This window comes from Amycolatopsis sp. GM8, assembly GCF_021653975.1.
In the GTDB taxonomy this organism is placed as follows: Bacteria; Actinomycetota; Actinomycetes; order Mycobacteriales; family Pseudonocardiaceae; genus Amycolatopsis_E.
Genome location: NZ_JAJKFK010000002.1, coordinates 401644 through 428422, shown reverse-complemented (window position 1 = coordinate 428422; position 26779 = coordinate 401644). Strand labels below are relative to the sequence as shown.

Here is a 26779-nt window from a genome sequence, read left to right as displayed (position 1 = left end):
CGTGCACGCAGACCGGCGATTGTTCACCAGTGAGTCGGTGACCGAGGGACATCCCGACAAGATGTGCGACGCGATCAGCGACACGATCCTGGACGCGTTGCTGGCCGCCGATCCCCGGAGCCGGGTGGCGGTCGAGTCGCTGATCACGACGGGACAGGTGCACGTCGCCGGTGAGGTGACGACCGAGGCCTATGTGGACGTTCCGACGCTGGTCCGGGAGAAGATCCTGGACATCGGCTACGACCAGTCGGCGAAGGGCTTCGACGGTCACTCGTGCGGGGTGAACGTCGCGATTGGTGCGCAATCGCCCGATATCGCCCAGGGCGTGTCCCGCGTGGACGACACGCTGGACGAGCTCGACCGGCAGGGCGCGGGCGACCAGGGCCTGATGTTCGGCTACGCGTGCTCGGACACGCCGGAGCTGATGCCGTTGCCGATTGCGCTGGCGCACCGGTTGTCGCGCCGGTTGACGGCCGTGCGCAAGAACGGCACCGTGCCATACCTGCGCCCCGACGGCAAGACGCAGGTGACCATCGAATACGCCGGGGACCGGCCGGTGCGGCTGGACACGGTGGTGATCTCCAGCCAGCACGCGGAGGGCATCGACCTGGACACGATGCTGGCGCACGACCTGCGCGAGCACGTGATCGCGCCCGAGATCGCCTCGCTCGGACTGGCCGCCGAGGACCCGAAGATCCTGATCAACCCGACCGGCCGGTTCGTCGTTGGTGGCCCGATGGGCGACGCGGGCCTGACCGGCCGGAAGATCATCGTCGACACCTACGGCGGGATGGCCCGGCACGGCGGCGGCGCGTTCTCCGGCAAGGATCCGTCCAAAGTGGATCGTTCGGCGGCGTACGCGATGCGGTGGGTCGCGAAGAACGTGGTCGCCGCGGGTCTCGCGGAGCGGGTCGAGATCCAGGTGGCGTATGCGATCGGGCAAGCAGCCCCGGTCGGGCTGTTCGTGGAAACCTTTGGTACCGAACAGGTTTCCCCGGCGAAGATCCAGACCGTGATCGGCGAGGTGTTCGACCTGCGCCCGGCGGCGATCATCCGGGACCTGGACCTGCTGCGCCCGATCTACGCGCAAACCGCTTCGTACGGCCATTTCGGTCGCGACGATCTGGATCTGCCGTGGGAACGCACCGATCGGGCGGCGGCGCTGAAGGACCTGGCGTAGCTCACTTCGGGTTCGTGGCCGCCCGGTCAGCGCCGGGCGCGCCAGCCCAGTGACAGCACCGAATCCACGAGCTCCTGGTACATCGGCTTGAGTTCGTTGAGGTAGCGGTCCAGCCACGAGGCGTGCGCGTGAGCGGCAGGGGTGGGGCCGTCGGCGACCTCGAGCCACGGCAGCCGCGAGACGTTGTCCTCCGCCATGCGCCACCAGTTGTGCGCGGTCTGTGCGGTCCGCTGCTCGCGTTGTGCCGCCTCCGCGACGGCCTGCTCGGCGGCCAGGATCTCGGCATCGAGTTCCTGGCCGCGCCGCAGCTCCCACGCGCGCAATTCCTCGGCCGCTTTCCCGGCGAGCCCGACGATTTCCTTGTAGCGCATGGCCGGCGATTCCATCAGTACTCCGGGCGGTCGAACGGGATCATGACTTCCGGCGAGACGTGCGTGCTGCGGTCGAAGAACAGTGCGCGTCCCGGCCGCGGCGACCACTGCACGACCTGTCCGGCCGCGAACTGGCTCAGCTCGGCGCCCTGCACGTCGAGCGCGGCCCAGGCGCCGATGTCGTCGGTGCCGCCGAAGCCCAGCGTGTCCTTGAGCCGCGCCGTGCTGCGCCACCAGCCGAGCGTGTGCACGTTCTTCGTCGGGCCCTGCTTGAGCACGGTGCGGAAGTGGTCCAGCCCGCTCTTGAGTTCGCCCGGTTTCTTGGCTTCCAGCAACGGCAACGCCGCGTCGACGCCGTAGAGCAACAACATCCGCGTGTGCGCGGACGGCTCTTCGGTGAGCCTGAGCATGCGGGCGCCGAGCTCGTCCTCGTGCAGCATCTCGACCAGGTGCCCCTCGGCCTTCAGCGTCTGCACCAGGTGGTCCACCGGCGGTGCGCAGCGATCGACCAAACAGGACACCAGAAACTCGACCTCGTGCGGTTGGTACTGCCGCGCCAGGGATTTCGCGGCGGCGTCCAGAATGGACAGTGCTTCGGCGGCGGCCGTGCCGAGCACGGCGAGATTCCGGCCCGGTGCGCTGAACAGGTCCACCGCGCACGCCGCGTCCTCGACGTCGATCGACTGGCCGAGCAGCGCCCGCGGCCGGCCACCGGGAGTGAGCGCGGCGAACGCCGGGATGTGCTCCAGCGTCGGCGAATGCGCGCCGTCGAACAGACGTGGGCGCTGATGCTCGTCGGCGTACTGCTCCCACAGTTTTCGTTGCAGGGACGAGAAGATGTCACGGCTGCTGGCGTCGGGCACGTGCGCGAGCTGGTTGCCGTGCGCGACACCCGAGTCGTGGTTCACCACGGCGTGCCACTTCGGCGCGGCGACCGCGGCGTTGTTCGTCTCGGCCAGCACGCGCCGCGCCTTCGGCATCGCGATCCGCAGCGTGCACTGCTCGAACACCGCGGGCTTGCCCCAGAACGCGTCGATCCCGGCGATGTCCTGGCTCGCGAGGATCAGGTGGATGCCCTGTGCGCGGCCGCGGCGGGCGATGTCTTCGAGCAGCGCGGTCGCCTGGTTCGTCACCGCGTCACGGCCCGCGAACAGGTACTGGAACTCGTCGATCACGGCGACGATCCGCGGCCAGTGGCCATCCGGGTCCTGCTTGCGCAGCTCGGCCAGGTCCGTGACCTCGTGCTCCTTCGCCGCGGCCGAGCGGCGCCGCAGCTCGTCCGCGAGGAACCGCAGCAGCGCCAGCCCGAACTCGCGGTCGGTGTTGACGTTGACCCCGATGAGCCGGGCATGCGGCAGCCAGCTCGCGTCGCGGCGGCCGGGCGCGAGGCCCGCGAAGGACACGCCTTCCTTGAAGTCCAGCAGGTAGAGCGCCAGTTCACCGGGTGGGTAGCGGGCGGCGAGGCTGCCGATGAGGGAGTACAGGAAGTTCGTCTTGCCGGAGCCGCTCGGGCCGCCGATCAGCGCGTGCGGGGTGCCGTCGCCGATGACCACCTCGACCGGGTCACCCTCGAAAAACCCGACGGGCGCACGAAGTTCGCGGGCGGAGCTTTCCTGCCCGAACTCGGTGGGGAGCAGATCGGCGAAGGATCGCGGCCCGCCCTGCTTGGCGATGAGCGCGTCCGCGAGCCGGTGGGCCGCGCCGCTGACCTCCACGGCCGGGATCGGCGGATCGAGGTCGACGACGATGTCCGCCCCGGTCATGCTGGTCACGGCGTGCTGCTCGTCGACGAGCCGGATGTTCTCGACGCCGCCGCCGAACATCGTCGGCAGGTCCACGCCGATGAGCGAGATCCCGGCGGCGAGCGCGCCCCCGGCGATGCGTTTGAGCTCGCGGAGTTGCTCGCGCGTCCACTCCTCGCCGTTGCCGAAGAACACCACGATGCGCCACGGATCGGTGCGCTGGCCGAGGGCTTCGCGCATGCTGCGCAGCGAATGGTGCCCGGCCTGCATGCTCTGGGCGTGCGTGCGGCGGATGTACCCGGCGAGCTCGTCGAGGAGGTCGTCGAGCCGGGCGGGGTCGTAGGTGGTGACCGCGCTGGTGCGGCTCAGCGGGTACAGGTTGGGCAGGACGGCGGTGAGCTGGCCGACGTCCCACAGGTGCACGCGGACCGCGCCGGGCTCCATGCTGGTCAGGACTCGCAGCAGGAGCCCCTCGATCAGCGACTCGGCCGCGTCGCGGGTCTTCGGCGCGGTGGTGATCGCGAGGTGCGACTCGTCCAGCAGTGGAACGGCGACCGGGAACGGCCCCGTCGAGTCCACAGTGGACGAACCGATGCGCCACAATGGCGGTACGGTGAGCTTTGCGTTGCCGATGCGGCCGAGCCAGTCACCCGGCGGGCGGCTCGGCGGCCCGGGTGCCGTCTCGGCGACCAGCTCGCGGAGACGGCCGGGGACGGTGGCGGCGTCCTGGTAGAACGCGGCTCGCACGGTGTCCAGCTGCTCGCGGACGCCGGCCAGCGCGGGGTGCCGCAGGTCCTCGTCGTTGCCGCCGCCCCGGACGATGCGTTGTTCCAGCTGGAGCCGGTCCAGCTCGGCCTCGGCGGATTGGCGCGCGGCGTCCGCCGCACCGAGGACGAGGCCGAGCTGCTGGCGTATCGCGTTCAGCGCGGTCAGGACCCGGCCGCGCTGCGTGCTGGACTTCGCGAGCTTCATCAGAGGCTGGCCTGGTAGCCGCTCACCAGCTGGTCGGCGGCAGCGAGCCGGTCGGCGTCCTGGCGCAGCCGGTCCGCGGCGAGTGCGAGCTCGGGCGGTAGCCAGGGCTCCGCCTGCTCGAAGGCCGTGACGATCGTTTCGCGTGCCTCATCCAGCAGCTCCACCGCACGATTGGTGTGTCCGGTTGCCTCAGCCAGTTTCGCACGGAATGCGGCCAGTTGCGCATGGAGCTCGCCCAGCGAGTACATCTACAGCCGAGCGGAGTAGGACTCGGCCGACGACACTGCGGCCTGAATCGTGCTCTGCTGACCGTTGATCCCCTGAACGGCTTCCGCGAGTAACCCGTGTGCCTGAGTCACCTCGGGCTGGGTGCTACCGGATGTGACCTGTCCCAGGATCTGCTGAGCCTCCTCGAGTGCCTGGGCGGCCTGTTGCAGGGCGGCGACGCTGGCGTTGCACTTCTCGTTCGCCATCGCGATCCCTGCACGGATCTCTTCCACTCCGGCCATCGGCGCGGGTTCTCCTCGGTCTGTCGAGCTTTGCGTTGGTCGTCGTTGGTGACGACCCACGTAAAACTATCGGTAGCTCCGAGCGATGATCGCACTAGGCCGTTCAGGTGACTCTTGTGCTGGTGGTGGCACTGTTAGGGTGATTTTGACGTGCCGCTCCGCTGGTTCGGCAGTCGCCACCGCGGTCCGCTACAACAGAACGCCGGGCACGCGAGGTGCCCGGCGTTCTGCCCGGTAGCTGGCGGAGGATACGGGATTCGAACCCGTGAGGGCTGTAACACCCAACACGATTTCCAATCGTGCGCCTTAGGCCGCTCGGCCAATCCTCCGCCGAAGAGCTTACACGGGCGATGTACAGCGCCGAGACGGGGGAAGGCTGGCTTGCCTACCCCGGTGCCTCGAGGCAGCTTGACTGCGATGATGGTCGGGAACGGGTGAACTCAGCCCCCTGGCTGGACTGCGGCAGCTCAGGAAACGTAGTCGGGGTGACCAGAGCTCGGCCCGCGTGCGGAACAGGACGACATGCCGACCGACGCCTGCTTTTTCGGACAGGATCCGGCGAGGATAGGCCGGTTGTCATCGTTCCGATGATCTCTCGTCGGTGGACGGTCTGAGTCCTCGTGCAGATCACGACACAGAGAACAGGTCAACGCCGAATCCTTGCCGCGGTTGCGGCGTCCGCCGGAATCGTGCAACTCGACGTGATAGGCGCTCAACTCGCGGTACCGGCGCTCGGTGTCTCGCTCCACGCCGACTTCGACGATCTACAGTGGGTGATCAACTCCTACTCGACTGGTCTTGCCACATTTCTCTTGTTGGTCGGGTCGATATCAGACCGTTGGGGCAGGAAGAGGACGTACACCGCAGGACTTGCGGTCTTCTGTGTCATGTCCCTGCTCTGTGGAATCTCGGCTAATGCCACGTTGCTGATCGCGGCGCGCTCGGTGCAGGGCATTGGCGGAGCCGCGCTGCTCGCGGTGGGCCCGGCCCTGCTGAGTGAAGTCTTCGAGGGCAGGCAACGGAGTTTCGCGCTAGGGATCTACGGCTCGGTGGCGGGTTTCGCCATGGCTTTCGGGCCGATGTTTGGCGGCGCCTTGATCAGTTCCTTCGGATGGCGCTCGATATTTCTGGTCAACGTGCCGGCCTGCGTTGCCATAGCCTGGCTGCTCAGGAGGTTTGCCGGTTCACCGGCCACCCGGCCGTCAGCGCCCATCGACTGGGGCGGTGGGGCGCTCATAATCGTGGGAATGAGTTCGTTCGTCGGCTTGGCGATGCAGGTCGGGAACCCGGCCGGCGCCGGTGGGACGACGTGGCTCCTGGTCGGGACCACTGCCACGGCAGCGGTTGCCTTCGTGTTCATAGAGCGGAGACGTGGCCGACACGCCCTTTTCGACGTAGCTGAATTTCGCGATCTCACGACCAACGGCATGCTGATCCTTGCGCTCGTGACGGGCACCACCTCTATCTCGATAATATTCTTCTCGACTGTCTACCTGCAGAACAAGATCGGCCTTTCACCGGGATTGACCGGGGTGGCGATGCTGCCGTTGACCCTCCTGGTGTGGGTGGGCAACATCTCGTCGGCGAGCCTGGCGAAGCGAGTTTCCATTCGTGCATTACTCGTGCTGTCCACTTCGCTCGTCGCTGTGGGTGCCGCGCTGGGCGCGACGAGCGGACCTTTCGAGCTCTGGACAACACTCGTGCTCATGATGGTCATCTCCGGTTTTGGTTTGGGGCTGTGGAATCCGATCAGGCTCATGGTCGTCATCGACAGGGCTCAGCCCGGTCGTGCCGGTATGTCGTCGGGCTACAATCAATCAATCGAATACCTTGGTGTCGTGCTAGGGATCAGTCTGACAGGCATGTTCTTTCAAGCACGGGTATCGAGCGTGTTATTCGATATGCGAGAACGACTTCCGCCGGGGACTGCCCTGCATGAGCTCGCCGCGCAGGTTGTCATCGGTCGTATTGTTCGGCCAGCGGATTCGATGGCGTCCTCGAATCGAGGTATTGCTGAGGTGGCGGCAGCAGCGTATCAATCAGCTTTTCAGCATACGATGCTGCTCATCGCGGCCATTGCCTGTGCTGCTGCTGTGGTTGCCGCCGTGACGATACGAACCCGGCGACTGTCCGATGAGCACAAAGCGGTTCAGGACTGAACGGGACAGTTGACGACCCGACCTGGGAGCACGTCGCAGTCCGTCGGCAGGCCACCTGTGATGCGTTCGACAGCCGGCCACGAGGACCGTCGCGCCGTCGTGGCCACCCCCGTCACCGCCTCCTGCTCGGTAGATCAAACTGTCATTTGCCTTCTGCCGTATATCTGGGCAAGGATAGTTGCCGTGTCGCCAAGCGCTCGCGGTCTCGAAAAGGCGGATGCCAACCCGGCACCACGGGTAGGTCACGACGTGCTCGGTCGAGTCCGTGCTCTGATGCCTTCCCTCCGCCCGGCGGATCGCCGAGTCGCACAGGTGTTGCTGGATCGTGCTCAGGGCCTGGGGTACTTGTCGATTACCGAGGTGGCGGCCGCGGCGGGTGTTGCGGAATCGACGGTGGTGCGCGCATGTCAGCGGATGGGGTTCGGCGGGTTCCAGGACGTCAAGCGCCTCGTGGTGCGCAGCGCGAGTCCGGGGGGCAAGCTGGTGTACGAGGAAATCTCCGCTGCTGACGACAGCTCGGCAGTCCTGGAGAAGGTCGTCTCGTCGAGCGCGGCTGTGCTGTCCGATTGCCTGGCGACTGTCGACCACGCCGCGTTCGCGGCAGCGGCGCGCGCTATCGCCGGAGCGGGGCGGTTGGTGCTGGTCGGGCTAGGGCCGAGCAGCCCGATCGCGCAGGATGCGGCGTACCGTTTCCGGATGCTCGGCCTGCCGGTCGATGCGCCGGTCGACGCACTCACCCAGCACCTTGCCGCACGTACCCTCGGCGCTCGTGGCGTGTGCGTGACCGTCAGCCACACGGGCGCGACGAAGGAAACGTTGGCGGCCACCACGGCAGCCCGCGACGGCGGCGCGACCACCATCGCGATCACCAGTTTCAGCAAGAGCCCGCTGACCCGCGTGGTCGACCACCCGATCATTGCCGGAGGCCGGGGGATCAGCTATCGCGTCGAGGCCATGGCCAGCCGGATGGCGCATCTGGCAGTGATCGACGCGCTCTACGTCGACGTCGCCTTCCGAAGTGAGCAACGCGGATTGCTCGCTCTCGAGCAACACCACCAAGTGGCCGCTCAACACCAACTCTGACCTGACTGTACGCCACGACGTAGCTGCCGACGACCAGTCCAAGTTTTACCGCGAGTTCACTCCGGCCCGCTTGCCATGTATGGCTCCATGAGGCAAAAATCCTTGCCAGTGAGACGCATGTTTTGAAACCGGTCTTTCATCAGATGAACCAGGAGCTAAAGATGGCGCCCAGAGGTACGCGATGCCGCTCGCGTCTCGCGATCGGCGTGCTCGGCGTAGTCGCCTTCATGCTCGCCGCGTGTAGCACACCCAGCAATCTTGCCAAGACCGAACAATCCTCGGCAACGCCCGCGACCGTCACGATCGCACTCGGTGCCGCTCCATCCGGCTACGACCCGGACGCGACCGGGGCAACCGAAGATGCGTTCATCATCTCGCTGTTCGGAGCGCGCCTGACCAGCTACAGCGATGGTCCTGACGTCGGAGGTCCGGCACTTGCCGCCTCGATCACCCCGGCAGCCGACCAGTTGAGTTGGACCTTCACGCTGCGACCCGATCTCAAGTTCTCCGATGGCACTCCACTGACCTCGGCTGACGTCGTCGCAACGCTCGACCGGGTCCGCCACGATGTCGCCGGTCAGAGTTTTTCTCTCCTCAAACCCGTCACCGAAGTCACTGCGCCATCGGCGAGCACTGTCGTCGTCAAGCTCAGCGCTCCCTATGCCGCGCTGCCGACGGTCTTGTCCGGCTACGCGTTCACGATCTTTCCGAAGGACAAGATCGGCCAGGCCGACTTCTTCAAGAAGCCCGTTTCCGCGGGGCCCTATGTGCTCAGTGAGATCAGCGCCGGCGCCGGCGTGACGATGACGCGTAACCCCAACTATTGGGGCGCTCAACCCAAGGTGGACACCGTCAAGTTCACCGTCGTCGCCGACGCGGGCACTCGACTTGCTCAGGTCCGCACCGGACAGGCCAACTGGGCGCTCGATCTTCCGCCGTCACTCATCCCGCAGATGACGGGTGACGTCAAGAGTGTCGTCGTAAAGCAGTTCGGGACGATCGAGCTGATCCCCAACAACAAAGATCCGTTGCTCAGCGACGTGAAGATACGACAGGCGATCAACCTGGCCATCGACCGGCAGCAAATCGACCAGGTCGTGTGGCAGGGCCAGACGACGCCCCGCGCCGGCTACTGGCCTTCGACCATGCCTCAGTACGAGCCGAAGACCAATGGCGCACGCGACATCGCCAAGGCCAAAGATCTCCTTGCCGGAACCCAATGCGCCACTGGTTGTTCGGTCGATCTCTTGTACTACACGAGCATCCCGTGGGCGCAGCCGACGGCGACGATCATCCAACAGAACCTGAAAGACATCGGTGTCAACATAAATCTTGATGCTCAGCAGCAATCCGTCGGCATCGACCGCGCCTTGAAGGGACAGTTCCAAACTCTGCTCGGGCCGCTGACGTCGGACGTGCCTGACCCTGGCCACCTGGTGGCGTCAACGTTGGACCCCAAGGGTGGGCTGCATGCCGGTCTGACGAACTACGAGTCGGCGGCCATGGATTCGCTCGTCGGGCAGTTGAATACGACGAAGGCGGATCAGCTACCACAGATCACTCAAGCGATCAGTGATCAGTTCGAAGCCGACCGGCCGTTCGTCGCACTGTCGGACTTCGCAATGGTGAGCGCGACGAATGTATCGCCGGACGCCGTAAAGCAGGTCGCGTTCAGGCTGCTCGTGGGTGGCGCCGGACAGTGATGCCAGGACGCAACTCCGAGCTCAAGCAGAGCGGGCAGCCCCTGTGGGTACTGGTCGTCCAGGCGGTCGCGGTCGCGTTCGGTGTTCTCCTCATCACCTTCCTCCTGATCCATCTGGTACCTGGTGACCCGGCCCGTCAGCTGTTGGGGCCGCAGGCAACGGAAAGTCAGGTGGCCGAGCTCCACCAGCGGATGCACCTGGATGATCCTCTCGTTTCTCAGCTGGGCAAGTATCTGTCCGGGGTCGCCCACGGCGACCTCGGACAGTCCCTGGCCTATCCCGGTGTTTCGGTAGTGTCGCTGGTGGGCAGCAGCCTTCTGGTGACGCTCACGCTGGTCGCGGCGACGATCGTCTTCTCGTTGATCTCGGGAGCGGCCATCGGGCTGCTCGCGGCCATGTCGCGCGGACGCTGGCTCGACTATGGCATCCGTGTCTCGGCCGTAGTGCTATTGGCGACACCGGCATTTTTTGTGGGGCTGGTCGGCATCCTGGTCCTGGCAGTACAGGCACAGATCGCTCCGGCCGGCGGGTGGGCGGGACACTATCCGGAAAACTTCAGCTACTTGTGGTTACCTGTCCTGGTCCTCAGCGCGTATCTGGCGCCACTCATTGCACGTGCTGTGCGGCAAAAAGCGCGCGACACCCTCCGCGAGCAGTTCATCGAAGCAGCCATGACCCGCGGTCTTTCCCGGTCCCGACTTGTCCTGCGCCATGTCCTGCCGAACAGTGCATTGCCGACTATCACGCTGGTCGGCCTGAACATCGGCGGTCTGATCGGTGGAGCCGTCGTGGTCGAAGCCGTGTTCGGCCTGCCCGGGGTGGGTACCACCCTGGTGAACGCGACCAATTCCCGCGACTACCCGGTGGTCCAGGCCGTCGCGATCATCACCGGCATGTTCGTGGTCTTCGGGAACCTGCTGGCGGACATCGCATATCGTCTGATCGACCCGAGGTTGCGATGACGAGCGTCGAGATCACATCGCTCAGGACGCGGCGGCGCACGGCCCGTCGCCGCGTCCTGACGGCACTCTCCTCGCGGGGTGAGGCCATCGTAGGCTTGGGCATACTGCTCGTATTCGTCGTGGCGTCGGTCATTGTGCCGATCCTGAGTCCGTATTCGCAGGATGCGCTTGTAGCCGCCCCCAACTTGGCCCCTTCGGCCGCGCACCCGTTCGGCACGGATGCCCTTGGCCGCGACCTTTTGGTCAGATGCGCCGGCGCGTTACACACAGATCTCACGATCATCGTCCTTGCCGTCGGCATCAGCCTGGTAGTCGGCCAGGGTATCGGCATGCTGATCGGGCTCGCTCGGAATCGAGTCGTCGACCTTGTCGCGACGAGGTTGATCGATGCGGTACTGGCGATCCCTTTCGTAATTCTGGTCCTGACGCTGACAGTCGTCATCGGCAATGGGCCGGACATACCGGGTCTGCCGCGAGGCGTGCCGACCATCCTGCTATCGATCTGGACGGTGGGCTGGGCGGTTTACGCGCGGCTCGGACGCGCGGAAACCCTGAGCGTGCGGAACCGGGAGTACATCGTCGCGGCGTCGCTACTCGGTTATTCACGCCGGAGAGTCTTCTTTCGACACATGCTCCCGAACGTGACCGGTGCTTCCCTGACTTATGTGGCAGCGGATGCCGTCTTCGTCATGGTCACCACAGCGAGCCTGGCCTTCCTGGGCACCGGCGTGCAGGAGCCCACACCCGAGCTGGGAAGCTTGATGTACCAAGCCCGCGACACACTACAAACTGCTTGGTGGGCAGCACTTCTTCCCGGCGCGATCATCGTCCTGGTAGGACTGGGTTTCTCGTTGGTCGCTGATTCGTTCGCCACAGAGAGTGATGTGCGCAGATGACCGATGCTCTCTTGGCCCTCGACAATGTTGCCGTCCGGATCCGGTCCGCCGAGATCCTCCGGGACGTCAGCCTCACGGTCCGACGAGGCGCGGCCGTTGGTCTGGTGGGCGAGACCGGATCGGGTAAGAGCATGACATGCCGTCTGCTCACCGGAACTCTTGCGGTCGTCGGCGGGCAACTGTCCCGTGGCACGTTCCAGTACCGAGGCGAGGACGCCGGCCGGTGGAGCGAACGTCAGTGGCGGCGCTATCGCGGTCGACGCATCGCATTGGTGCCACAGAGCTCCCAGTCGGCCCTTGACCCGCTGATGCCGGTCGGCGCCCAGGTCGAAGAAACGCTACGAGAATATCGCGCACCGAACATCGCGAGGCGAACGCGGGAACTGCTCCATGCGGTACAGCTCGACGCCACTGCGGCCCTTCTGGATCTGTATCCTCACCAATTGAGCGGTGGAATGCGTCAACGTGTCATGATAGCGTTGGCACTAGCTGGCGACCCTGAACTCATCATTGCTGACGAGGCCACTACGGCCCTCGACGTCACAGTACAGAAATCCATCCTCGAACTATTGGAACAACTACGGCAGCAACGAGGTATGGCCTTGCTGGCTGTCTCGCACGACCTGTCCGTCATCGAGCAACTCACCACCGACGTCGCGATCATGTATTCGGGCAGCATCGTCGAAAGTGGGCCCACCGGTCTCATACTCGCCGATCCCGGTCATCCGTACACCAGAGCCTTGATCCGCTCTCGACCACACATGGCAGAACACCGAGCACGGCTCGAGTCAATACCTGGCTCTCCGCCATCGCCCGAAGATCGGCCGAGCGGCTGCGCCTTCCGGACACGATGCCCGTCCGTATTCGACAAGTGTTCCTCCGCTGTCCCTGCGTTGACGGGAATCGACACGCACGCACACTTCGCTTCATGTTTCCTGCACGACGTCGTCGATGCGTCGCTTGATGAGGTGAACAGAATATGAGCAAGCTGTTCGACGCCAGACATATGGCATTCGCGTACCCCGGTGGTAAGTCGGTCCTTCGCGACATCGAGCTCTCGTTGAGTTACGGCGAGACGTTGGGGATCGTTGGTGAGAGTGGATGCGGTAAGACCACGCTCGGGCGGCTACTTGCCGGCCTTATGAAACCGACATCCGGCGAACTGCTGGCTTTCGACGAGCCGTGGGGAAAGCTCACGAGCAAGGACGAACGTCGGCGACGTGTCCAGATGTTGTTCCAGGATCCTTATAGCTCCCTGAATCCGCGGCAGACGATCATGTCGGCAGTGGCAGAAGCGGTCGCCGCGCATGACAAAACGACAAGGTCCGGGAGTAGACGACTCGCTGCCGATCTCCTTGCCAGGGTCGGAATTGATCGAAGTCAACGGGGCCGCAAGCCGCGACAACTCAGTGGGGGCCAGTGTCAGCGAGCCTCGATCGCGCGCGCGCTCGCCTGCCGTCCCGATGTGCTGATCGCCGATGAGCCCACCTCCTCCCTCGACGTGTCGGTCCAGGCCCAGATCCTGAACCTGCTCGTGGATATCCAAAGCACAACAGGGATGGCGATCGTCCTCATCTCTCACGACCTCAGTGTCGTGCAGCACCTCACCGACCGTGTGCTCGTCATGTACCGAGGGCAGATCGTCGAAACCGGATCAACTCGCGAGGTCTGGAGTGCTCCCCAGCACCCGTATACGCGACTCCTTCTGGACTCGATTCCAGGCGCGCATACCGCTACGCAAAGTGGTGCACCCCAGGAGAGGGTTGAAACGACGAACGGGTGCGCCTTCTCATCTCGGTGCGCGTACGCCGTTGACCGTTGCCGGCGTGACGAGCCTGGTATCAGCGAGCAGGACGACCGTTCGTGGCGCTGTCACTACCCGCTGGTGTCGGAAGTGCGTTCCGCGGCAGCCGGTGACCTGTCGATCGTCGGTTCGGGCACGCAATCCGTCAATGAATAACGGCATTCAGCTGTGGCTCAGGTCGGACGTGAACGTGAGGTCGTAGCCCAACTTACCCGCAAGCTCCCTGAGGTCGTCTCCCGAAAAAGCGCGCCATTTCTCGTCATCCATCCACTCACGCCATTCGTTGATCATGCCACGGCGTATGACCTGCGCCCCAGTACTCACAGCACTCTCGTGTGTCTGCATGGCGGCGAAAGAACTGGCTGAAGCGGCCGCGTCGAGCTGTTGTCTTGTTACTTTGACACCGAAACGTTCGAGGGCAGCGCCGATTGTCTGCGCTGGATTCCGTTTGAAGTCCTCGAATCTGGTGATCGTCAGCTCGTCTTGGTAGCCGGCGCGCTCGAGCCAGCTCGAGTAGAATTCGACCCACATATCGACCGGTCGGCGATTGAGTACGCTGTTGTCGTTGATCCAGTCGTCGAATGAATGATTCCACGTCTCGTACGGGTCGGTTGCGGGATCATCTTGTTGATGAAGTATGCGGTACAGCGAGTAAAGGGCGTCCCGCGGGTCCCGTACCACGATCCAGACACCGCCCAGTCTCTTTGACGAGAAATATTCGTGGGGGAGGTGCGTTTTCGTGAAGCGCGGCCACAGGGTGGTGGCGGCTTGCCTGGTCGTGATGAGCTGCTGCCATCGTTCCGTATAGGATTCCGTCGCGCTGCTGGTTCCGTCGGCATGGAGCGTCGCGATATTGCTCGCTACGTAGTTGAGACCGAGCTCGGCCAGAATATTGTTGATGGCCACCGTTCCAGCGCTACCATAGTTGGCGACGATGACATCCTTGTCGCCGATCGCGCGCAGATTGTCCGGCGGCAACCCGTAGCCATCTTCGCGGAATCGACGGAACTCGTCGTTGAGTCGTCGGTGCCCCTCTTGATCCTCGACAAAGAATCCTGTGATCATTCTGTCGAGCATAGGGGCGGGTAAGGTACGCGTTCGCGGAGTTTAATTCAACTCAGCGCGCCTCGATTTCGATGTCGGCGAGGACCCCGTAGTGGTCGCTTGCGGGCGGATCCGTCATGACGACTCGGCTGTCCAGCACTCGTGCTGCGGCGAGCGGATGGTTGTGGAAGGAGCCGACCAAGATGTAGTCGATTCTGCGCGCGTGTCGCAGTTGTCCGAGGGTATTCCGGATCAATGGTTCGGCCAGCGTGTTGTCACTCGTCCACGTATAGCCGGGGCCGCCATCTCCGCCAATTGTCCAAGCATCGTGATAATGTACACTCGTGTTTTCGACCACTGTTTTCCCGGTCAAGTAACGCATGCAATCGGCGTCCGGTGTCGCGTCGAAATCGCCTGCGATGATGGTCGGCACGGTCTGGCGTAGCTTCGCGTCGAACTGGGCTATGGCTTGAGCCTGCGTGGTACGAACAACCTCGGAGTCGAGCCGCCAGGTCGGTTTAACGGCCATGAACAGCAGGTCGAGGCCGTTGGGTAATGGCACAGTCGCGGCGAGCGCGCACTCCGCGCCGATACCTTGCGGTAGCTCTATCCCGGTTACCGACGTCGGTTCCCAGCGCGACGCGAGTGCGGTTCCCGCCAGGGAAGCAGCCGCAGTCGGGCGCAACACGTCCACCTGATGTACAGCGTGGAGTTCTGTGTCGGCGAGAACGGCGGCAAGCTGGTCATAATCAGCGTTGCGAGTAACCTCCTGCAATGCGACGAGGTCCGGCCGAAGATCCGTGATAGCGTCGCGCAGGAGTTGTTGACGTTTGTCGTCGCCTTCGACGTTCCAAATGTTAACCGTAAGCACACGCAAGAGCAGTGGATCGTTCATGTCGATGGTACGCCTTCGCGGGTCGACTACGATACCCGCAAAGTCTACCATGGGGAAAACTGACGTTTCATTGAACGAAACCAGATGGCGCTCCGGTGGGCTACGACTTGCCCAGGATCCGGTCCAGGTGGTTGATCGCCGTCCGTCCTGTTGCAAGATCCGAGCTGTGGTCGAATTCGTGCCATGGTCCGGTGTTCTTGATCGTCGCGATCGCAGGCCGCTGAGTCTGGACCAGACGCCGGAGCAGTCCGGTCATGTCCTGGCGATCCGTCTCGGTGACATGCAGTCGTTTCAACGCTGCCCAGCCGCTGGGCGTGAACTTCAACAGTCCCATGTATTGGCCTTCGACCTCGTCGAATGTTCTCGGCCTGCCGCCGATTTCCAGCAGATGTCCGTTCGCCTCCACCCGAAACGTCTCGGCGTCTGAAAGCGGGTCCTCGAAGCGGGACGACCACTGCGCGCGCCAATCCGGGTCATAGGCGATCGTGATCGGTGCAGCCGAGGCCAGCAGCCCGGTGATGGTCGAGGAGGCGTAGACGATATCCCCGTAAGAAACCACAAGCGGCTCCGTCAACAGCCATTCTTCCGCACAAGCCAACGAACCCACCATGGAAGTGGTCGCCCAGTCGGCATTGTGGAAAAGCCGGAAAGGCATTCCCGCGAACTGCTGCGCCTGCCAGCCGGTCACGATTCCGATCTCATCGACGCCGGCCATCCGCAGGGCCGCCGCCTGGCGTTCCAGTAGCGTGTGCCCGCCGATCTTGAGCAGGCACTTCGGACGATCGGCGGTGAGCGGACCCATGCGGGATCCGCGTCCTGCCGCGAGAATGACGGCCCTCATGGCTGCTCCCGAATGTCTCCATGAAAAAAGCGAGATCCTGCTCGTCGAAGGGCGACATCCGTTCCGGATGCCACATGATCCCGGTGAGTGGCGCCGTCCGGTGCCGAATGGCTTCTACGACCGCGCCACAGCGTTCCGTGACGAGGAATTCCTCGGGGGCCTCGAATGCCGCCCACTCGTGGTAGCTGTTGACCATCCGGCCGGTACTCACCGGATGCGTCTGTGCCACGTGCCCCTCGACCCGGTGCAGCTCCCCACCGAACGCGGACAGCAGCACCTGCATCCCCCGGCACACCCCGATCACCGGCAATTCGGCCGCCATCGCGTTGGACACGAGCCCGTATTCGAGGGTATCGCGTTCGGGCACCGAGCCGAGATCGTTCCCGCCCGACAGCAGCAACCCCACGCAACGGGTCCGCCGCACGACCGACCAGGCGATATCGGGTTCGATCGGCAGCGGCACCGCGAACAATCCGCACGCGGCCAGAAACCCGGACCACCGCACGTCGAGCGCGAGCCGCACCTCCCGCGGCTCGCACACGACGCGCTGTGTGACCCCGATCGGTTTCAATGCCGGTCCTTCAGCCGCGCGGTCCACCCGACCGTCACATACGGGACCTCGAGTTCGCCGCTGCCGGCGATCTTCGCGATCTCATTTACGAGATCGTCGAACTGGTCGCCCGCCTGCCGCTGGAGTGTCGCATGCGAACGCCAAGCGGCGATCCAGTCGTCGGCCGGAACGCGGTGCACGATCGGCTCCTCCACCACTGACGTCTCGCCGAAGAGCCCGCTTTCGTCGATCACGGGCGCCTGGTCCTGCCGGCGCAGCCCATACGAATATTCGGGGACCCGGGAGCGGATCAGCGACTCGATCTCGAACTGCAGCGGGTCGTCGAGCTGCCGGTGATTCCACAGGCACGCGATGTGGCCACTGTTCACCAACAGACGTGCCGACTCCTGCAGTGCCGCTTGCCGATCCGTGGTGTTGAACGACGATCCGAACGTGACGAGGTCGTACGACGTCGAGCGGAGTCCCGACGCCTCGCCGGTTCCGGTCGACCACGACGCCCGGCCCTCGGTCCGGGCCCGTCCGATCTCGGCCATCGCGGCGTTCGGTTCCACCGCGTCCACCTCGCAGCGGCGCGCCAGCAGGTCGAGCGTGAGATGACCGGTGCCTGCGCCGATGTCCGCGACCCGCGGGTTCGGCGTCAGGCTGAGCCCTACGATCTGGTCGATGGCCCGCGGCGCGTATGGCGGCCGCAGCGAGTAGGTGGCGGCGAGCGTGGTGTAGTCCCAGGTTGTCATAACACTCCTTGTGTTCTGCAGTAGTTCCGGATCTGATCGGCCGCCACCATGGGCGAGGTGGGTCCGTGATTGGGGATTCGGAGATGGGGAGTCACCGGGAACTCGGCGGCGAGGTCGATGCCGACGATGTGTCCGTCGGCCTGCCGGTAGATGCGTTTGGGGTCGCGCCGGTGCAGTTCCCCCAGCGGCACATCGAGTAGAACCTCCACATAGGACGGAATGTTCTCCCGATTCCAGGCGTGAACCCGATGCTGCAAGGAGATCGTCGCGCACACGACAACATGCCCTTGGTCGGACAACAGCCGACACAGCCGCGCGTAGGTCCCGGCGAGCCGCCGCCGGTTTTCCATCGCGAAATCGTGTTCCGCCCCCAGCGCCGCCCGGATTTCGTCGCCATCGAGGAAGACCGGCGCCCTGCCTTCCTCCCGCAACTGTGCGACCAGAGCGCTCGCGACCGCCGACTTTCCGGCGCCGGACAGGCCGGTTATCCAGATCACCGCACCCTTCGTCACGATCTGCCCGCCCCGACCGCCCGCACCATCCGGTTGCCCGCATCGATCTCGAGCACGCCGGCCCGCTGCCACTGCTCGAACTGTTCCTTCCCGACGCCGATCGCTGCCGGGATGCCCAGTTCGAGAGCCCGGATCGCCATATGCGAGTTCGCGCCGCCGAACGCCGTCAGCAGACCCTTGACGCGCTTGGTGAAGATCCAGTCATATCCCGGATCCGCCGCCGAGATCGCGGCGATCGCGTCGGTCGGATCGTCGCCGGCGGCCACATCAGCGACCCTGGCGATGACTCGCGACTGGGTGACGAAGTTGGCCGCGCCGTTGCCGGCCACGAACGTCGTGAGTTCTGCCGGATCGGTCAGAACCGCTGGCGCACACAGGATTTCGGTCATCTCGTGCCGCTCTTTGCCTGCTCGGACGAGCTCGGAGATATACCGGCGGTCTGCCGATCTCGAATCGCAAAGCGCTGAAATCGTCAGATACGACATGTCATCGGGAGTGAATCCGAGCCGCGCACCGGCGCGGGCGACCTCGACCAGGATCTCGCTCAGGAAACGGGTGAAGTGCAGCTTGCTGTATTCGCGTGCGGCGACGGCCTGGGCGACGAACTCGAGCAGGCGTTCCGGACTGCCCGGAAGTGAATGGGAAACAAGCAGCTCACGGATCGCTCGCAGTTGTTCCGCACTCGGCTCGAATTGCGTGCTCGCCGACGCCGGCGGAGCTTCCCGCGACCAGTCGAAATAAAGATCGGGTGCTTCGTCGTAGCGTGGTGACAGGATGTCGTAGCTGCCCGGTCGCAGATGCCCATATCGTGCCAGGAACTCGTCTCTGGTCAGCGTCGCGAAGTCGTGCAACAAGACGGTGCTGACCGTGTTCGCGCTGCCGAGGAGGGCGTCTGCCTCGGTGGCCGTGAGAACGCCCAGTTCGACAAGGCTGCGCACCATGCTGGTGGCGACGAATGCCGCGCGGGCCAAGCCGGAAAATGGGAGAGTCCCTCGGCGGCGACAGGTGGTCAGAAGGTATTCCAGATGCGAAAGCGAGAATTCGGCCGGCCTCGTGACGGGGGTTCTGGCGAGGTGTTCCGAGGCACGAAGATCGGCGGCGAACGGCCCGTGGTCTGCCATGATCGCGATGGTCAGTTCGCGCAGGCCTTTCGTCAGCAGCGCTGAGTCGGTCGCCGGAAGAATCCCGGACTCGATCAGTTCTCGCACGTGATCGGGGGTGTTGAAGTGATAGCACGTGAGCGCGATCGTGAACTCGATTTTGTCGTGCAGCTGGGGGTTGCCGCGCAGCGTTTCGATGTAGTGCTCCACCAGTCGGCGTGCGAGAACATCGTCGAGCGACGCCGGGACCATCGACGTGAAGCTGGCGCGCGCGTCGATGTACGGCAGCCCACCGAGATCGACGAGTAACGGCACACCGCGCAGATCGCGGTAGCCGTAGCGGGCCCGCGACTCCGCCCACACGCTGTCGGTGATGAGAGTCCGGTAAAGCGAGGTCGCGAGCGGCCTCGGCCGCACGCCGATCATCTCGGCCGGGTTCCAGTCCGGCATGATCCCCAGTACGGTCCGTTTGCCGAGCGCGACGGACTGTTCGCGGTTGAGTGCCCGAACCTGTCCCTGGCACTCGGCGACGATCTCGGCGTGCCGCTGCCCACGCGGGATCGGTCGTACCCCGGCCAGCGGCCGTACCTGGAACAGGATCAGGGCGCCGGATTCGGTGGCCGCGAATTCGAACTCGAACGGTTCGTCGCCGATCAGTTCTTCCAGTTCCAGTACGAGCTCCGGTATTCCTTCGAGTTCGGCGGCGGGAGGAACTGCCGCGTTTCCGTCGAGGAAATACCACGTCTTCACCACCGAGCCGCCGGAAGTCACCTCTGTTGTATCGGATCCACTGGTCCAGTTGACCACTCGATAAGGCGCGCCACAGCTGGGTTCGTACGACGAGACGACACCGCTCGCCGTCGCCACTTCGAATTGTGGCTGGACCAGGACCTGGTTTTCCGGATGGTCGCTGTCGAACGAATCGACGACTTTCTCGATGGCGAGGCGGAGTTCGCGCCTGCCGCTGACGTGCGCCTGGGACAGGTAGCGGCCGGCCAGTGAAGAACCCGTCCTGTCCTCGTCGTATCCGCTGCTACGAACGATCAGCGGCGCCGCGGACCACTGCTGGGAGCACAGTCGCGTCAGCACCTGTTCCGGTTCGCCGCGCCATTCCGCGACAGTGAAATATTCGAGCGGAAGCACCACGGCCGTCCGGACGAGTTCGGCTAACCTGGTGAGGGTTTCGGCTTTCGTGCCGAACTCGAACCGGGTAGCGGTATCGAGATAACCACGCATGTGCGGCCCACTTCCGGATTGCTGGCGTCAGAACAGACGATGACGGGACAATGCCCGCCTACCAAACATATGCGGAAATGTGCCGGAACAACTGGGGCCGAATTCTGCTGTGGCGATCTTTAGGTAACGGCTGCCGGGGGCTGTGCACGGCAATTCGGCGTAACGCCGTAGTGGTTTCGCCTGGACGCCGGCGATCGCTTCGAACTGGGGGGCCACACAAGTCGGCGACGGGCTCTAAGCGGCTTCGAGTGGTTCCGTAGCCAGGGCGTCGCGGCCGGCCGAGGTGAGTCGCACGGGGACGCGCTGGCCGACCTCGCCCGGACGAGCCGGGCGGATCAGGTTCGAATGCGCGAGAAACCGGGCTGTCGCCTGGTCGCAACAGGCGAGACCATCGATGAACAGGTCCGGCTCGCAGCTGCAGGTCATCTCGGCGCGGCCATGCGCGACCGCGCGCAGGATCGCGAGGGCTCTATCCGAAGGAACCGCGCTCATGCGGCCTCCACCTCAGGGCGTTTCAGGCTGATCGCTGAACTGGTACGTCTTCGACGGTATCCGGCCGGCCGAACAACGCACAGATCTCGGTGATGACCTGGTGGTGCACTGCGAGCGACAGATGCCCGGCGCCAGGGATGACGACGTTGCGCACGTCGAGGTCCGGATGGTCGATCAGCCCGTTGCGGCTCGGCAGGACCAGTTGGTCGCTGTCACCCGCATAGGCGATGAACCGAGTCGAGCAGCCTGGCGCCGGTCCGGCCAGTTCGGCGAGCAGGTCACTGCCCGGGCGAAGCTGCCGGACCAGCGGTAATGGTGACGGCAGCCGTGCGGCGAGCGTTCCGCAGTGCGGCGTCCCGATCGTCACCGCGGTGCCGACGCGAGCAGAGCCACCCAAGCGCTGTATGTAGTAGCGAGCGATCAGGCCGCCGAGGCTGTGCCCCACCAGGTCGACCTGACCCCCGCCGCTGATCACGCACAGTTGCTCGATCTGGTTCGCGAGCCGGGCCGCCGCCGTCTGGACCTTGCCCACGAGTGGGCTGTAGCTGAACGACACGACAGGCCCGGCATCCCTGGCGTCCAGGGCGGCCTTGAGCTGCGTGAAGATCGAGGTGTTGTCCGCCAGGCCAGGGAGCATGACGAGCGGGCGCCGGGCCTGATGCGTCATCACCCAGCGGGCGCCGATGCCTGCGGGGTAACGCACCAGGCGGTCGACCACGCTCGCGAGCTCCACGGCCATGTTGCGCAGCATTGCTCCACCTCAGCTGAAGAGTCCCAGTTTGGGCATGACCTCCGTCGCGGTGGCCAGCAGCGACCGCACTGTGCCGAGGTAGGTCTTGGCCTCGGCGGGGATGACATGACTGTCCCGGCTCGTCGGCAGCTGGAGTTCCTTGGCCCGCTGGCGGAGTGCTTCGATCTGCGAGAACTGGTGCCCGAACTGTGCCGTGACGGCCGTGCCGAGAACATGATCCGGCGCTGCCGCCGACGTCCGCAGCCCTTGCTGCGCCAGCATCGCCGAACCGATGAGGTGCGCGGCCTGGGACAGCAGGACGAAGGACGAGTCGGGTGAGTCCTCGGTGAGGCACTCGGCAGACGCGATGTGCCGGGCCGCGAGCTCCAAGAATGGCTGGCTGTTGGCCGCCGGCCCCATTGCCATCTCGAGCTGTCCGATGCGCAGCAGCTGCGCGATGACCTCTTTGCCGTCGAGTTCGACGCCCGCGATCTGCGGCACGACACGTGGTCGGATCGGCGCGACCTCGACGACCGGGTGGCCGGGGCGCTGCCGCGGAATCTGCAGTGTGTCGGGGTCCGGCTCGATCGCGGCGACGGCGAAGTGCACGGGTCGCTTGAGCCGTTCCTCGGTGCGCTTCGCCGCGGTGGCGAGCGCGCGTGCGTCCAGCGTGCGTCCGTTTGGCTTCGCGACCAGCAGCTCGATGCTTTCCGGAGCCGAGCCGGCGATGCCCGCGAACCGGTCTGCCCACACACCGCCGAGCACGATCCGCACCACACCCGGCACGCACCCGAACTCCTCGCCGACGACCTGGGGTACGCCGTAGGTCATACGCATCAACTCGGTCAGCGGGCCTGCCAGCGGGCCGCCGTCACAGTTGGCGCGCATCAGGCGGATCGTGCCCTCGCGACGGCTGGTCAGAATCCCGGCCTTCTCGAGGAGCTTGTTCTCCTTGTCGACGCTGGCAAGTGAGCTGCCCGCATGCTCGGCGAGCTCTGTGAGACTGAAGGAGCGGTCGGGGTTCATCAGGGTCGCGGCGAGGATGCCGGCCTGAACGCGCGACCGGAAGACGGGGAGCAGCGCGGGAGTGCCCTGAGCCCTTCTGGCCGGTCCGGGTCCGGCGGGTGCGTTCTCGGTTACGACCGCGTGCCCGAGCCGGCTACGCCTGCGCGCCGCGGCCGCCGCGATATCGAGTCTTTCCTGCGGGACCTGGAGAACGACCGCCAGCCACTGGCGCGTGCCGAGCCGGGGGATCTGGTGGCCGCGCTCCCACCGCGCGACCAGATCCCGCGTGATGGTCGGCCGTCCGGAGATGGTCGCGAGCTCGCGGGCCAGCGAGTACTGGCTGAGCTGACGATTGCGCCGAGCGGCACGGATGACCTGTGAGATCGGCTGGTTGAAGTCAACTTCCATGATCGCTCTTCGCTCCTCGGGTCGGGGTCTGTGCATCGCCTGATCTGTCTGCGAGCCATCGACGCTAACCCGGGGACAGGCCCTCCGGCTGTCCGCTTTGCGCACAGTATTGGCGATTTCGCGCACGGCGGCCCCGCTGGGCGTGGCTGGCGGCCGTGGGGCAGACGGAACTCGTCCCCTGGTTGCGACCAAGCCTTGAAGACAAACCTGAAGTGTAGGTGCAGAGGTACCACTGGGAGCGGCTGTGACTCACCATAATGCGAACCTTTCGGATTTCATCATCGGAAGCTCTGCTTCAATACGCGACGCACTTTCACTGATCGACCATCAACGTATTTCTGCGGCCTTTGTCGTCGGCAATGACGGCATCTTTCAAGGGGTGGTTCGTGAAGGTGCGATCCGGCGGTCCTTGCTCACCGGGCAGTCACTCGACGAGCCGGTGACGCCTCTGGTTTCGAAACCGCCCATGCTGACTGGGCCCGAGGACGGAAGGGCTGAAGTCCTGGACCTGATGCAGGCATTAAAGGTGCGCGAAGTCCCCGTTGTTGACGAGACAGGGCGATTGTCCAGTATCCATGTCGAGAATCAGATCGTCGGCATGCGGAAATTACCAAATTGGGCCGTGATCATGGCCGGCGGTCGCGGCACCAGGCTGGGCCGGCTGACCAAGGACGTCCCGAAACCGATGCTACCTGTTGCTGGGCGGCCGATACTTGAACGGTTGGTGCTGCACCTGGTCGGCGCCGGGGTGTCTACGATCTTCCTGTCCGTAAATTATCTTGCTGATATTATTGAAAAGCATTTCGGGGACGGGGCGAAATTCGGCTGCACGATCGAATATCTGCGGGAAGACCTGGAGCATCCCCTGGGGACAGGAGGATCGCTGCGACTGCTCGGAGACCTGGGCTACCAGCCGTCCGCGCCGATTTTGGCGATGAACGGCGATCTGATCACGAACTTTCAGGTTGACGACCTGCTCAAGGCGCATGCGCGCGAGCTCGCGGCGGCGACGATTGCCGTGAGTGAATATAGGCATGAAGTGCCGTTCGGTGTTCTGGAATCGACTGATGGTAGCCTCGACAGAATAGTCGAAAAACCGACTATTTCGTGGTGGGTGAACGCCGGAATTTATGTGCTTGAGCCTACCCTGCTGGCGCGTATTCCCCGTAGCGACCTCTTTCCTATTACCAGCTTGTTCGCCGACTGTCTGTCGCGTCAGGAACGTGTCAACCTGTGGGCGCTGGGAGATGACTGGCAGGACATAGGGCGACCCGCGGAACTTGCGCAAGCGAGAGGGCAAGTCTGATCGACGGGCCACGCCTGCGACAACCACGCCTGCTATATCGCAGGTGCGCCGCCTCCAATGATGTCGTATACTACGTGGTAGTATACGAATATTGTCATCGCAGGCGATCATAGATTCCTGTCCGGCCTCCGTCTTCCCATATATTTTGGGTCGCAGTCGGCAGGAGCATACCGCGCGGAGGCCGGCATTGGGATTCATTGCCTTGACGAACGTGAATATTTTTCTCCCCTACGGTTACTTAGAACGTCCCGGGCAAACTCTGCTGATCAAAGATGAAAATATTTACGGCGTCTACGATTCACTGCAAGACGCTCGATTGGTGGCGGCGGGCGAGGTTGCGGTTCTCGACGCAGCCCAGGCAACGATACTGCCCGGATTCATCGACGCCCACGTCCACCTCTTTTTTAATGGTGGCCGTGACATGATCAGCGGGATCGACCGTGACGTTGCGGGCGCTGCGAGACGAGCCGTCGCTCATCTTCAGGCAGGGGTGACTACGGTGCGCGACCTAGGCGCACCGTCGCCTGAAATCTACTTTCTGAAGGAAAGGGCGAGCAATTCTGGTAGCACTCTGCCACGATTGCTTGCCGCAGGACCTCTGCTTACGATCCCCAATGGGCACGGTCACTTTGTTGGAAGAGTGGTCAAGGATGAAGCCGACATCGTTGATGCAATTTCGGAACTGTCCGCGTCCGGTGTTGATTGCATCAAATTCGCGGTAAGCGGTGGCGTAAGCACTCCCGGATCGGATCTGACCGCCGTGCAGTTCAACGAGCCCGAGCTGCGCCGTGGGGTCCATGTCGCGCATGATCTGGGGCTTCGGGTTGCGGCCCACGCGAGTAACGCCAACGCTGTACGTATATCGGCCGCGGCAGGCGTCGACACCGTAGAGCACGCGGTGATGATCGACGAACCTGCGCTGGACGAGCTCGTAGCCAATAACACAATTCTGGTTCCCACCCTGACCGCAACAGATCTTCCGTCCGGCTTTCTCGAGGACGAGAACATTCCCCGGTACATTCGGGACAAGGTGAAGATCGTACTGCCCGCACATCGTGAAAGTATCGCTAGAGCTGTTTCTGCGGGTGTGGTCATGGCCGCTGGAACAGATGCGGGAAGCACGGCCACGCCGCACGGGCGGGTGGCAAATGAAGCACGCCAACTGGTGGGCTGTGGGTTGACCAACCGCGAGGCAATCGAAGCATTGACATCGAATGCGGCACAGGCACTGGGAGTCGCTGACCGGGTTGGCACCATAGAAGCTGGTAGAGTAGCTGACCTCGTCGGTGTCAAAGGCAACCCGCTCGTTGACATCGGATCTTTACAAAATGTCGTCCTGGTAATTAAGAACGGATCGATCGCGCGGTCTCCATAGCAATTTTATCCGGATTTTGCAGGATCATGGACAGCGCGTGTGCGACGTGTCTCTGTTCACTAGTCGCACGGCCGACTGAACTGGGCAGGGATAGACCCAGTCCATAGAGCCTATCAGCGACGTCGGCACCGACCCGTTCGGTGGATGCGTACGGTCGCTGTTGATGCAGTGGTGGCCAGACTCGTCGGGCCTCGATGCCAGCTGCTGCTAAGTCTGCGACAACCGACGCCGGCGAGGCTGCGCCAGCGGACAACAAGACCGAGTAAAGCCAGTATGATGATTGAGCCCATGCGACGTCGGGGGCGAGACTGATGTCGAGTCCCCGCAGAAGCTCGGAGTAGGACGCCGCGATGCGACGTTTCTCCTCCAACATTACGGGAAGCCGCTCCAGTTGCGCCAATCCCAGTGCGGCGGCCAGGTTCGTCAGTCGATAATTATAGCCAATCTCATCGTGCAAGTACTCTCGTTGATCAATTTTCGCCTGTGTTGTGAGGTGTCTTGCGTGATCGGCGAGGCCTTCATCGCCAGTGACGATCATGCCACCGCCCCCCGAGGTGATGACCTTGTTACCGTTGAAGGAGTAGCAACCGAAATCACCGACTGTGCCTACTTGTCGGCCGGCCAGCGGTCCAGATATCCACCGGGAACCCAGCGCCTCGGCAGCATCTTCGACTATCCGTACGCCGTACTTCTCGCGGAGTTCGAGGAGGGGAGCCATGTCCGCTGGATGGCCAAGAACATGAACGATCTCGACGATCTGCGGAATTTTCTTACCGAGTCGGGCACGCCGGTGCACTTCTTCCAGGAGCAGTTGGGTGTTCATATTCCAAGTTTGGGGCTCGCTGTCGACAAGCAGTAGATCAGCGCCGGTGTAGGCGGCCGCGTTGGCCGACGCGATAAACGTGAAATCGGACACGGCAATCGTCGCCCCTGGCTGTGCCCCAGCAAGTCTGAGCGCTACGTGGAGGGCTGCTGTCCCACTGCTGCAGGCCACCGCAAAGGAGCTGCCGACGGACTTGGCAAAAGCTGATTCAAACCGTCCTACAAAGGGACCCGCGGACGAGACGTATGTGCTGGAAAGGCATTCTTCAACATACTTGAACTCCGTGCGGCCGATATATGGTGCGTTGAGCGGTATGTTCATACCGG

25 protein-coding genes and 1 tRNA gene are annotated in these 26779 nt (G+C 64.0%); 10 read left to right on the top strand and 16 right to left on the bottom strand.

The genetic code is table 11. The annotated features are described in order from the left end of the window. Position 1: 1 nt before the first annotated feature. A complete protein-coding gene (gene metK, locus LOZ83_RS09325) occupies positions 2 to 1180 on the top strand; it encodes a methionine adenosyltransferase (RefSeq protein WP_308190201.1) in 1179 nt (392 codons plus the stop codon). Positions 1181 to 1206: 26 nt separating this feature from the next. Here metK and LOZ83_RS09320 read toward each other — a convergent pair whose 3' ends face one another. The 5 genes from LOZ83_RS09320 to LOZ83_RS09300 form a co-directional block, all read right to left on the bottom strand. Next, positions 1207 to 1566, bottom strand: coding sequence for a hypothetical protein (locus LOZ83_RS09320; RefSeq protein ID WP_236789923.1), 360 nt, complete (start codon positions 1564 to 1566; stop codon positions 1207 to 1209). Further along, entirely contained in the window at positions 1566 to 4265 is a 2700-nt protein-coding gene (locus tag LOZ83_RS09315; RefSeq protein ID WP_236789921.1) for an FtsK/SpoIIIE domain-containing protein, read from the bottom strand. The genes LOZ83_RS09320 and LOZ83_RS09315 overlap by 1 nt, the downstream gene beginning before the upstream one ends. Next, on the bottom strand, positions 4265 to 4429 hold the full coding sequence (locus LOZ83_RS09310) for a hypothetical protein (protein WP_236789919.1): 165 nt from the start codon (positions 4427 to 4429) through the stop codon (positions 4265 to 4267). Before LOZ83_RS09310 ends, LOZ83_RS09315 begins: the two co-directional genes overlap by 1 nt. Before the next feature lie 84 nt (positions 4430 to 4513). Further along, a complete protein-coding gene (locus LOZ83_RS09305) occupies positions 4514 to 4774 on the bottom strand; it encodes a hypothetical protein (RefSeq protein WP_236789917.1) in 261 nt (86 codons plus the stop codon). Between the two features lie 239 nt (positions 4775 to 5013). Continuing rightward, positions 5014 to 5103, bottom strand: a tRNA-Ser gene (locus LOZ83_RS09300). Between the two features lie 291 nt (positions 5104 to 5394). Between LOZ83_RS09300 and LOZ83_RS09295 the strand changes: the two genes are divergently transcribed. From LOZ83_RS09295 to LOZ83_RS09265, 7 genes are all read left to right on the top strand, one after another. Then, positions 5395 to 6933 carry an MFS transporter gene (locus LOZ83_RS09295; RefSeq protein WP_236789914.1) on the top strand — a complete coding sequence of 513 codons (1539 nt, stop codon included), beginning with the start codon at positions 5395 to 5397 and terminating at the stop codon, positions 6931 to 6933. Positions 6934 to 6993: 60 nt separating this feature from the next. Continuing rightward, positions 6994 to 8016: a MurR/RpiR family transcriptional regulator gene (locus LOZ83_RS09290; RefSeq protein WP_255823464.1), complete on the top strand. Its 1023-nt coding sequence runs from the start codon at positions 6994 to 6996 to the stop codon at positions 8014 to 8016. A 161-nt stretch (positions 8017 to 8177) separates the two neighbouring features. Continuing rightward, positions 8178 to 9719 carry an ABC transporter substrate-binding protein gene (locus LOZ83_RS09285; RefSeq protein ID WP_236789912.1) on the top strand — a complete coding sequence of 514 codons (1542 nt, stop codon included), beginning with the start codon at positions 8178 to 8180 and terminating at the stop codon, positions 9717 to 9719. Next, a complete protein-coding gene (locus tag LOZ83_RS09280; protein WP_236789911.1) occupies positions 9719 to 10681 on the top strand; it encodes an ABC transporter permease in 963 nt (320 codons plus the stop codon). Before LOZ83_RS09285 ends, LOZ83_RS09280 begins: the two co-directional genes overlap by 1 nt. After that, positions 10678 to 11577 (top strand): ABC transporter permease, encoded by a 900-nt coding sequence (locus LOZ83_RS09275; protein WP_236789910.1) that lies wholly within the window; start codon positions 10678 to 10680, stop codon positions 11575 to 11577. Before LOZ83_RS09280 ends, LOZ83_RS09275 begins: the two co-directional genes overlap by 4 nt. Then, the gene (locus LOZ83_RS09270) at positions 11574 to 12560 is read left to right on the top strand and encodes an ABC transporter ATP-binding protein (RefSeq protein WP_236789909.1); all 987 of its coding nucleotides are present in this window, start codon (positions 11574 to 11576) and stop codon (positions 12558 to 12560) included. Before LOZ83_RS09275 ends, LOZ83_RS09270 begins: the two co-directional genes overlap by 4 nt. Continuing rightward, positions 12557 to 13537, top strand: a complete 981-nt coding sequence (locus LOZ83_RS09265) for an ABC transporter ATP-binding protein (protein ID WP_236789908.1) — start codon at positions 12557 to 12559, stop codon at positions 13535 to 13537. The genes LOZ83_RS09270 and LOZ83_RS09265 overlap by 4 nt, the downstream gene beginning before the upstream one ends. A 6-nt stretch (positions 13538 to 13543) precedes the next feature. Here the strand turns inward: LOZ83_RS09265 and LOZ83_RS09260 are convergent, their stop codons facing one another. The 10 genes from LOZ83_RS09260 to LOZ83_RS09215 form a co-directional block, all read right to left on the bottom strand. Beyond that, positions 13544 to 14446 (bottom strand): sulfotransferase domain-containing protein, encoded by a 903-nt coding sequence (locus tag LOZ83_RS09260; RefSeq protein ID WP_236789907.1) that lies wholly within the window; start codon positions 14444 to 14446, stop codon positions 13544 to 13546. 52 nt (positions 14447 to 14498) lie between these two features. Next, the gene (locus tag LOZ83_RS09255; RefSeq protein WP_236789906.1) at positions 14499 to 15320 is read right to left on the bottom strand and encodes an endonuclease/exonuclease/phosphatase family protein; all 822 of its coding nucleotides are present in this window, start codon (positions 15318 to 15320) and stop codon (positions 14499 to 14501) included. Positions 15321 to 15420: 100 nt separating this feature from the next. Next, complete coding sequence (locus LOZ83_RS09250; RefSeq protein WP_236789904.1) at positions 15421 to 16122, bottom strand: NTP transferase domain-containing protein; 702 nt, start codon at positions 16120 to 16122, stop codon at positions 15421 to 15423. Beyond that, complete coding sequence (locus LOZ83_RS09245; RefSeq protein WP_236789902.1) at positions 16019 to 16684, bottom strand: gamma-glutamyl-gamma-aminobutyrate hydrolase family protein; 666 nt, start codon at positions 16682 to 16684, stop codon at positions 16019 to 16021. The genes LOZ83_RS09250 and LOZ83_RS09245 overlap by 104 nt, the downstream gene beginning before the upstream one ends. 44 nt (positions 16685 to 16728) lie before the next feature. After that, positions 16729 to 17466: a class I SAM-dependent methyltransferase gene (locus tag LOZ83_RS09240; RefSeq protein WP_236789901.1), complete on the bottom strand. Its 738-nt coding sequence runs from the start codon at positions 17464 to 17466 to the stop codon at positions 16729 to 16731. Next, on the bottom strand, positions 17463 to 17978 hold the full coding sequence (locus LOZ83_RS09235; RefSeq protein WP_236789900.1) for an adenylyl-sulfate kinase: 516 nt from the start codon (positions 17976 to 17978) through the stop codon (positions 17463 to 17465). The genes LOZ83_RS09240 and LOZ83_RS09235 overlap by 4 nt, the downstream gene beginning before the upstream one ends. Further along, the gene (locus LOZ83_RS09230; protein WP_236789899.1) at positions 17975 to 20314 is read right to left on the bottom strand and encodes a PEP-utilizing enzyme; all 2340 of its coding nucleotides are present in this window, start codon (positions 20312 to 20314) and stop codon (positions 17975 to 17977) included. Before LOZ83_RS09230 ends, LOZ83_RS09235 begins: the two co-directional genes overlap by 4 nt. A 234-nt stretch (positions 20315 to 20548) precedes the next feature. Then, a complete protein-coding gene (locus tag LOZ83_RS09225) occupies positions 20549 to 20806 on the bottom strand; it encodes a hypothetical protein (RefSeq protein WP_236789897.1) in 258 nt (85 codons plus the stop codon). A gap of 22 nt (positions 20807 to 20828) precedes the next feature. Continuing rightward, positions 20829 to 21557: a triacylglycerol lipase gene (locus LOZ83_RS09220; RefSeq protein ID WP_236789894.1), complete on the bottom strand. Its 729-nt coding sequence runs from the start codon at positions 21555 to 21557 to the stop codon at positions 20829 to 20831. Positions 21558 to 21566: 9 nt separating this feature from the next. Next, entirely contained in the window at positions 21567 to 22949 is a 1383-nt protein-coding gene (locus LOZ83_RS09215) for a transcriptional regulator (RefSeq protein ID WP_236789891.1), read from the bottom strand. A gap of 244 nt (positions 22950 to 23193) precedes the next feature. On the opposite strand from LOZ83_RS09215, the gene LOZ83_RS09210 reads away from it, so the two are divergent. Then, positions 23194 to 24255, top strand: a complete 1062-nt coding sequence (locus LOZ83_RS09210; protein WP_236789889.1) for a nucleotidyltransferase family protein — start codon at positions 23194 to 23196, stop codon at positions 24253 to 24255. 187 nt (positions 24256 to 24442) lie between these two features. After that, positions 24443 to 25630, top strand: a complete 1188-nt coding sequence (locus LOZ83_RS09205) for an amidohydrolase family protein (protein ID WP_236789888.1) — start codon at positions 24443 to 24445, stop codon at positions 25628 to 25630. Here LOZ83_RS09205 and LOZ83_RS09200 read toward each other — a convergent pair. After that, the gene (locus LOZ83_RS09200) at positions 25599 to 26774 is read right to left on the bottom strand and encodes a DegT/DnrJ/EryC1/StrS family aminotransferase (RefSeq protein ID WP_236789886.1); all 1176 of its coding nucleotides are present in this window, start codon (positions 26772 to 26774) and stop codon (positions 25599 to 25601) included. The genes LOZ83_RS09205 and LOZ83_RS09200 overlap by 32 nt on opposite strands. Positions 26775 to 26779 lie beyond the last annotated feature (5 nt).

Coding starts and splice junctions, on each gene's coding strand:
- LOZ83_RS09320 (WP_236789923.1), bottom strand. CDS start 1,566: ATGGAATCGCCGGCCATGCGCTACAAGGAAATCGTCGGGCTCGCCGGG.
- LOZ83_RS09315 (WP_236789921.1), bottom strand. CDS start 4,265: ATGAAGCTCGCGAAGTCCAGCACGCAGCGCGGCCGGGTCCTGACCGCG.
- LOZ83_RS09305 (WP_236789917.1), bottom strand. CDS start 4,774: ATGGCCGGAGTGGAAGAGATCCGTGCAGGGATCGCGATGGCGAACGAG.
- LOZ83_RS09290 (WP_255823464.1), top strand. CDS start 6,994: ATGCGTTCGACAGCCGGCCACGAGGACCGTCGCGCCGTCGTGGCCACC.
- LOZ83_RS09285 (WP_236789912.1), top strand. CDS start 8,178: ATGGCGCCCAGAGGTACGCGATGCCGCTCGCGTCTCGCGATCGGCGTG.
- LOZ83_RS09280 (WP_236789911.1), top strand. CDS start 9,719: ATGCCAGGACGCAACTCCGAGCTCAAGCAGAGCGGGCAGCCCCTGTGG.
- LOZ83_RS09275 (WP_236789910.1), top strand. CDS start 10,678: ATGACGAGCGTCGAGATCACATCGCTCAGGACGCGGCGGCGCACGGCC.
- LOZ83_RS09270 (WP_236789909.1), top strand. CDS start 11,574: ATGACCGATGCTCTCTTGGCCCTCGACAATGTTGCCGTCCGGATCCGG.
- LOZ83_RS09265 (WP_236789908.1), top strand. CDS start 12,557: ATGAGCAAGCTGTTCGACGCCAGACATATGGCATTCGCGTACCCCGGT.
- LOZ83_RS09260 (WP_236789907.1), bottom strand. CDS start 14,446: ATGATCACAGGATTCTTTGTCGAGGATCAAGAGGGGCACCGACGACTC.
- LOZ83_RS09255 (WP_236789906.1), bottom strand. CDS start 15,320: ATGAACGATCCACTGCTCTTGCGTGTGCTTACGGTTAACATTTGGAAC.
- LOZ83_RS09250 (WP_236789904.1), bottom strand. CDS start 16,122: ATGGGTCCGCTCACCGCCGATCGTCCGAAGTGCCTGCTCAAGATCGGC.
- LOZ83_RS09240 (WP_236789901.1), bottom strand. CDS start 17,466: ATGACAACCTGGGACTACACCACGCTCGCCGCCACCTACTCGCTGCGG.
- LOZ83_RS09230 (WP_236789899.1), bottom strand. CDS start 20,314: ATGCGTGGTTATCTCGATACCGCTACCCGGTTCGAGTTCGGCACGAAA.
- LOZ83_RS09225 (WP_236789897.1), bottom strand. CDS start 20,806: ATGAGCGCGGTTCCTTCGGATAGAGCCCTCGCGATCCTGCGCGCGGTC.
- LOZ83_RS09220 (WP_236789894.1), bottom strand. CDS start 21,557: ATGCTGCGCAACATGGCCGTGGAGCTCGCGAGCGTGGTCGACCGCCTG.
- LOZ83_RS09215 (WP_236789891.1), bottom strand. CDS start 22,949: ATGGAAGTTGACTTCAACCAGCCGATCTCACAGGTCATCCGTGCCGCT.
- LOZ83_RS09200 (WP_236789886.1), bottom strand. CDS start 26,774: ATGAACATACCGCTCAACGCACCATATATCGGCCGCACGGAGTTCAAG.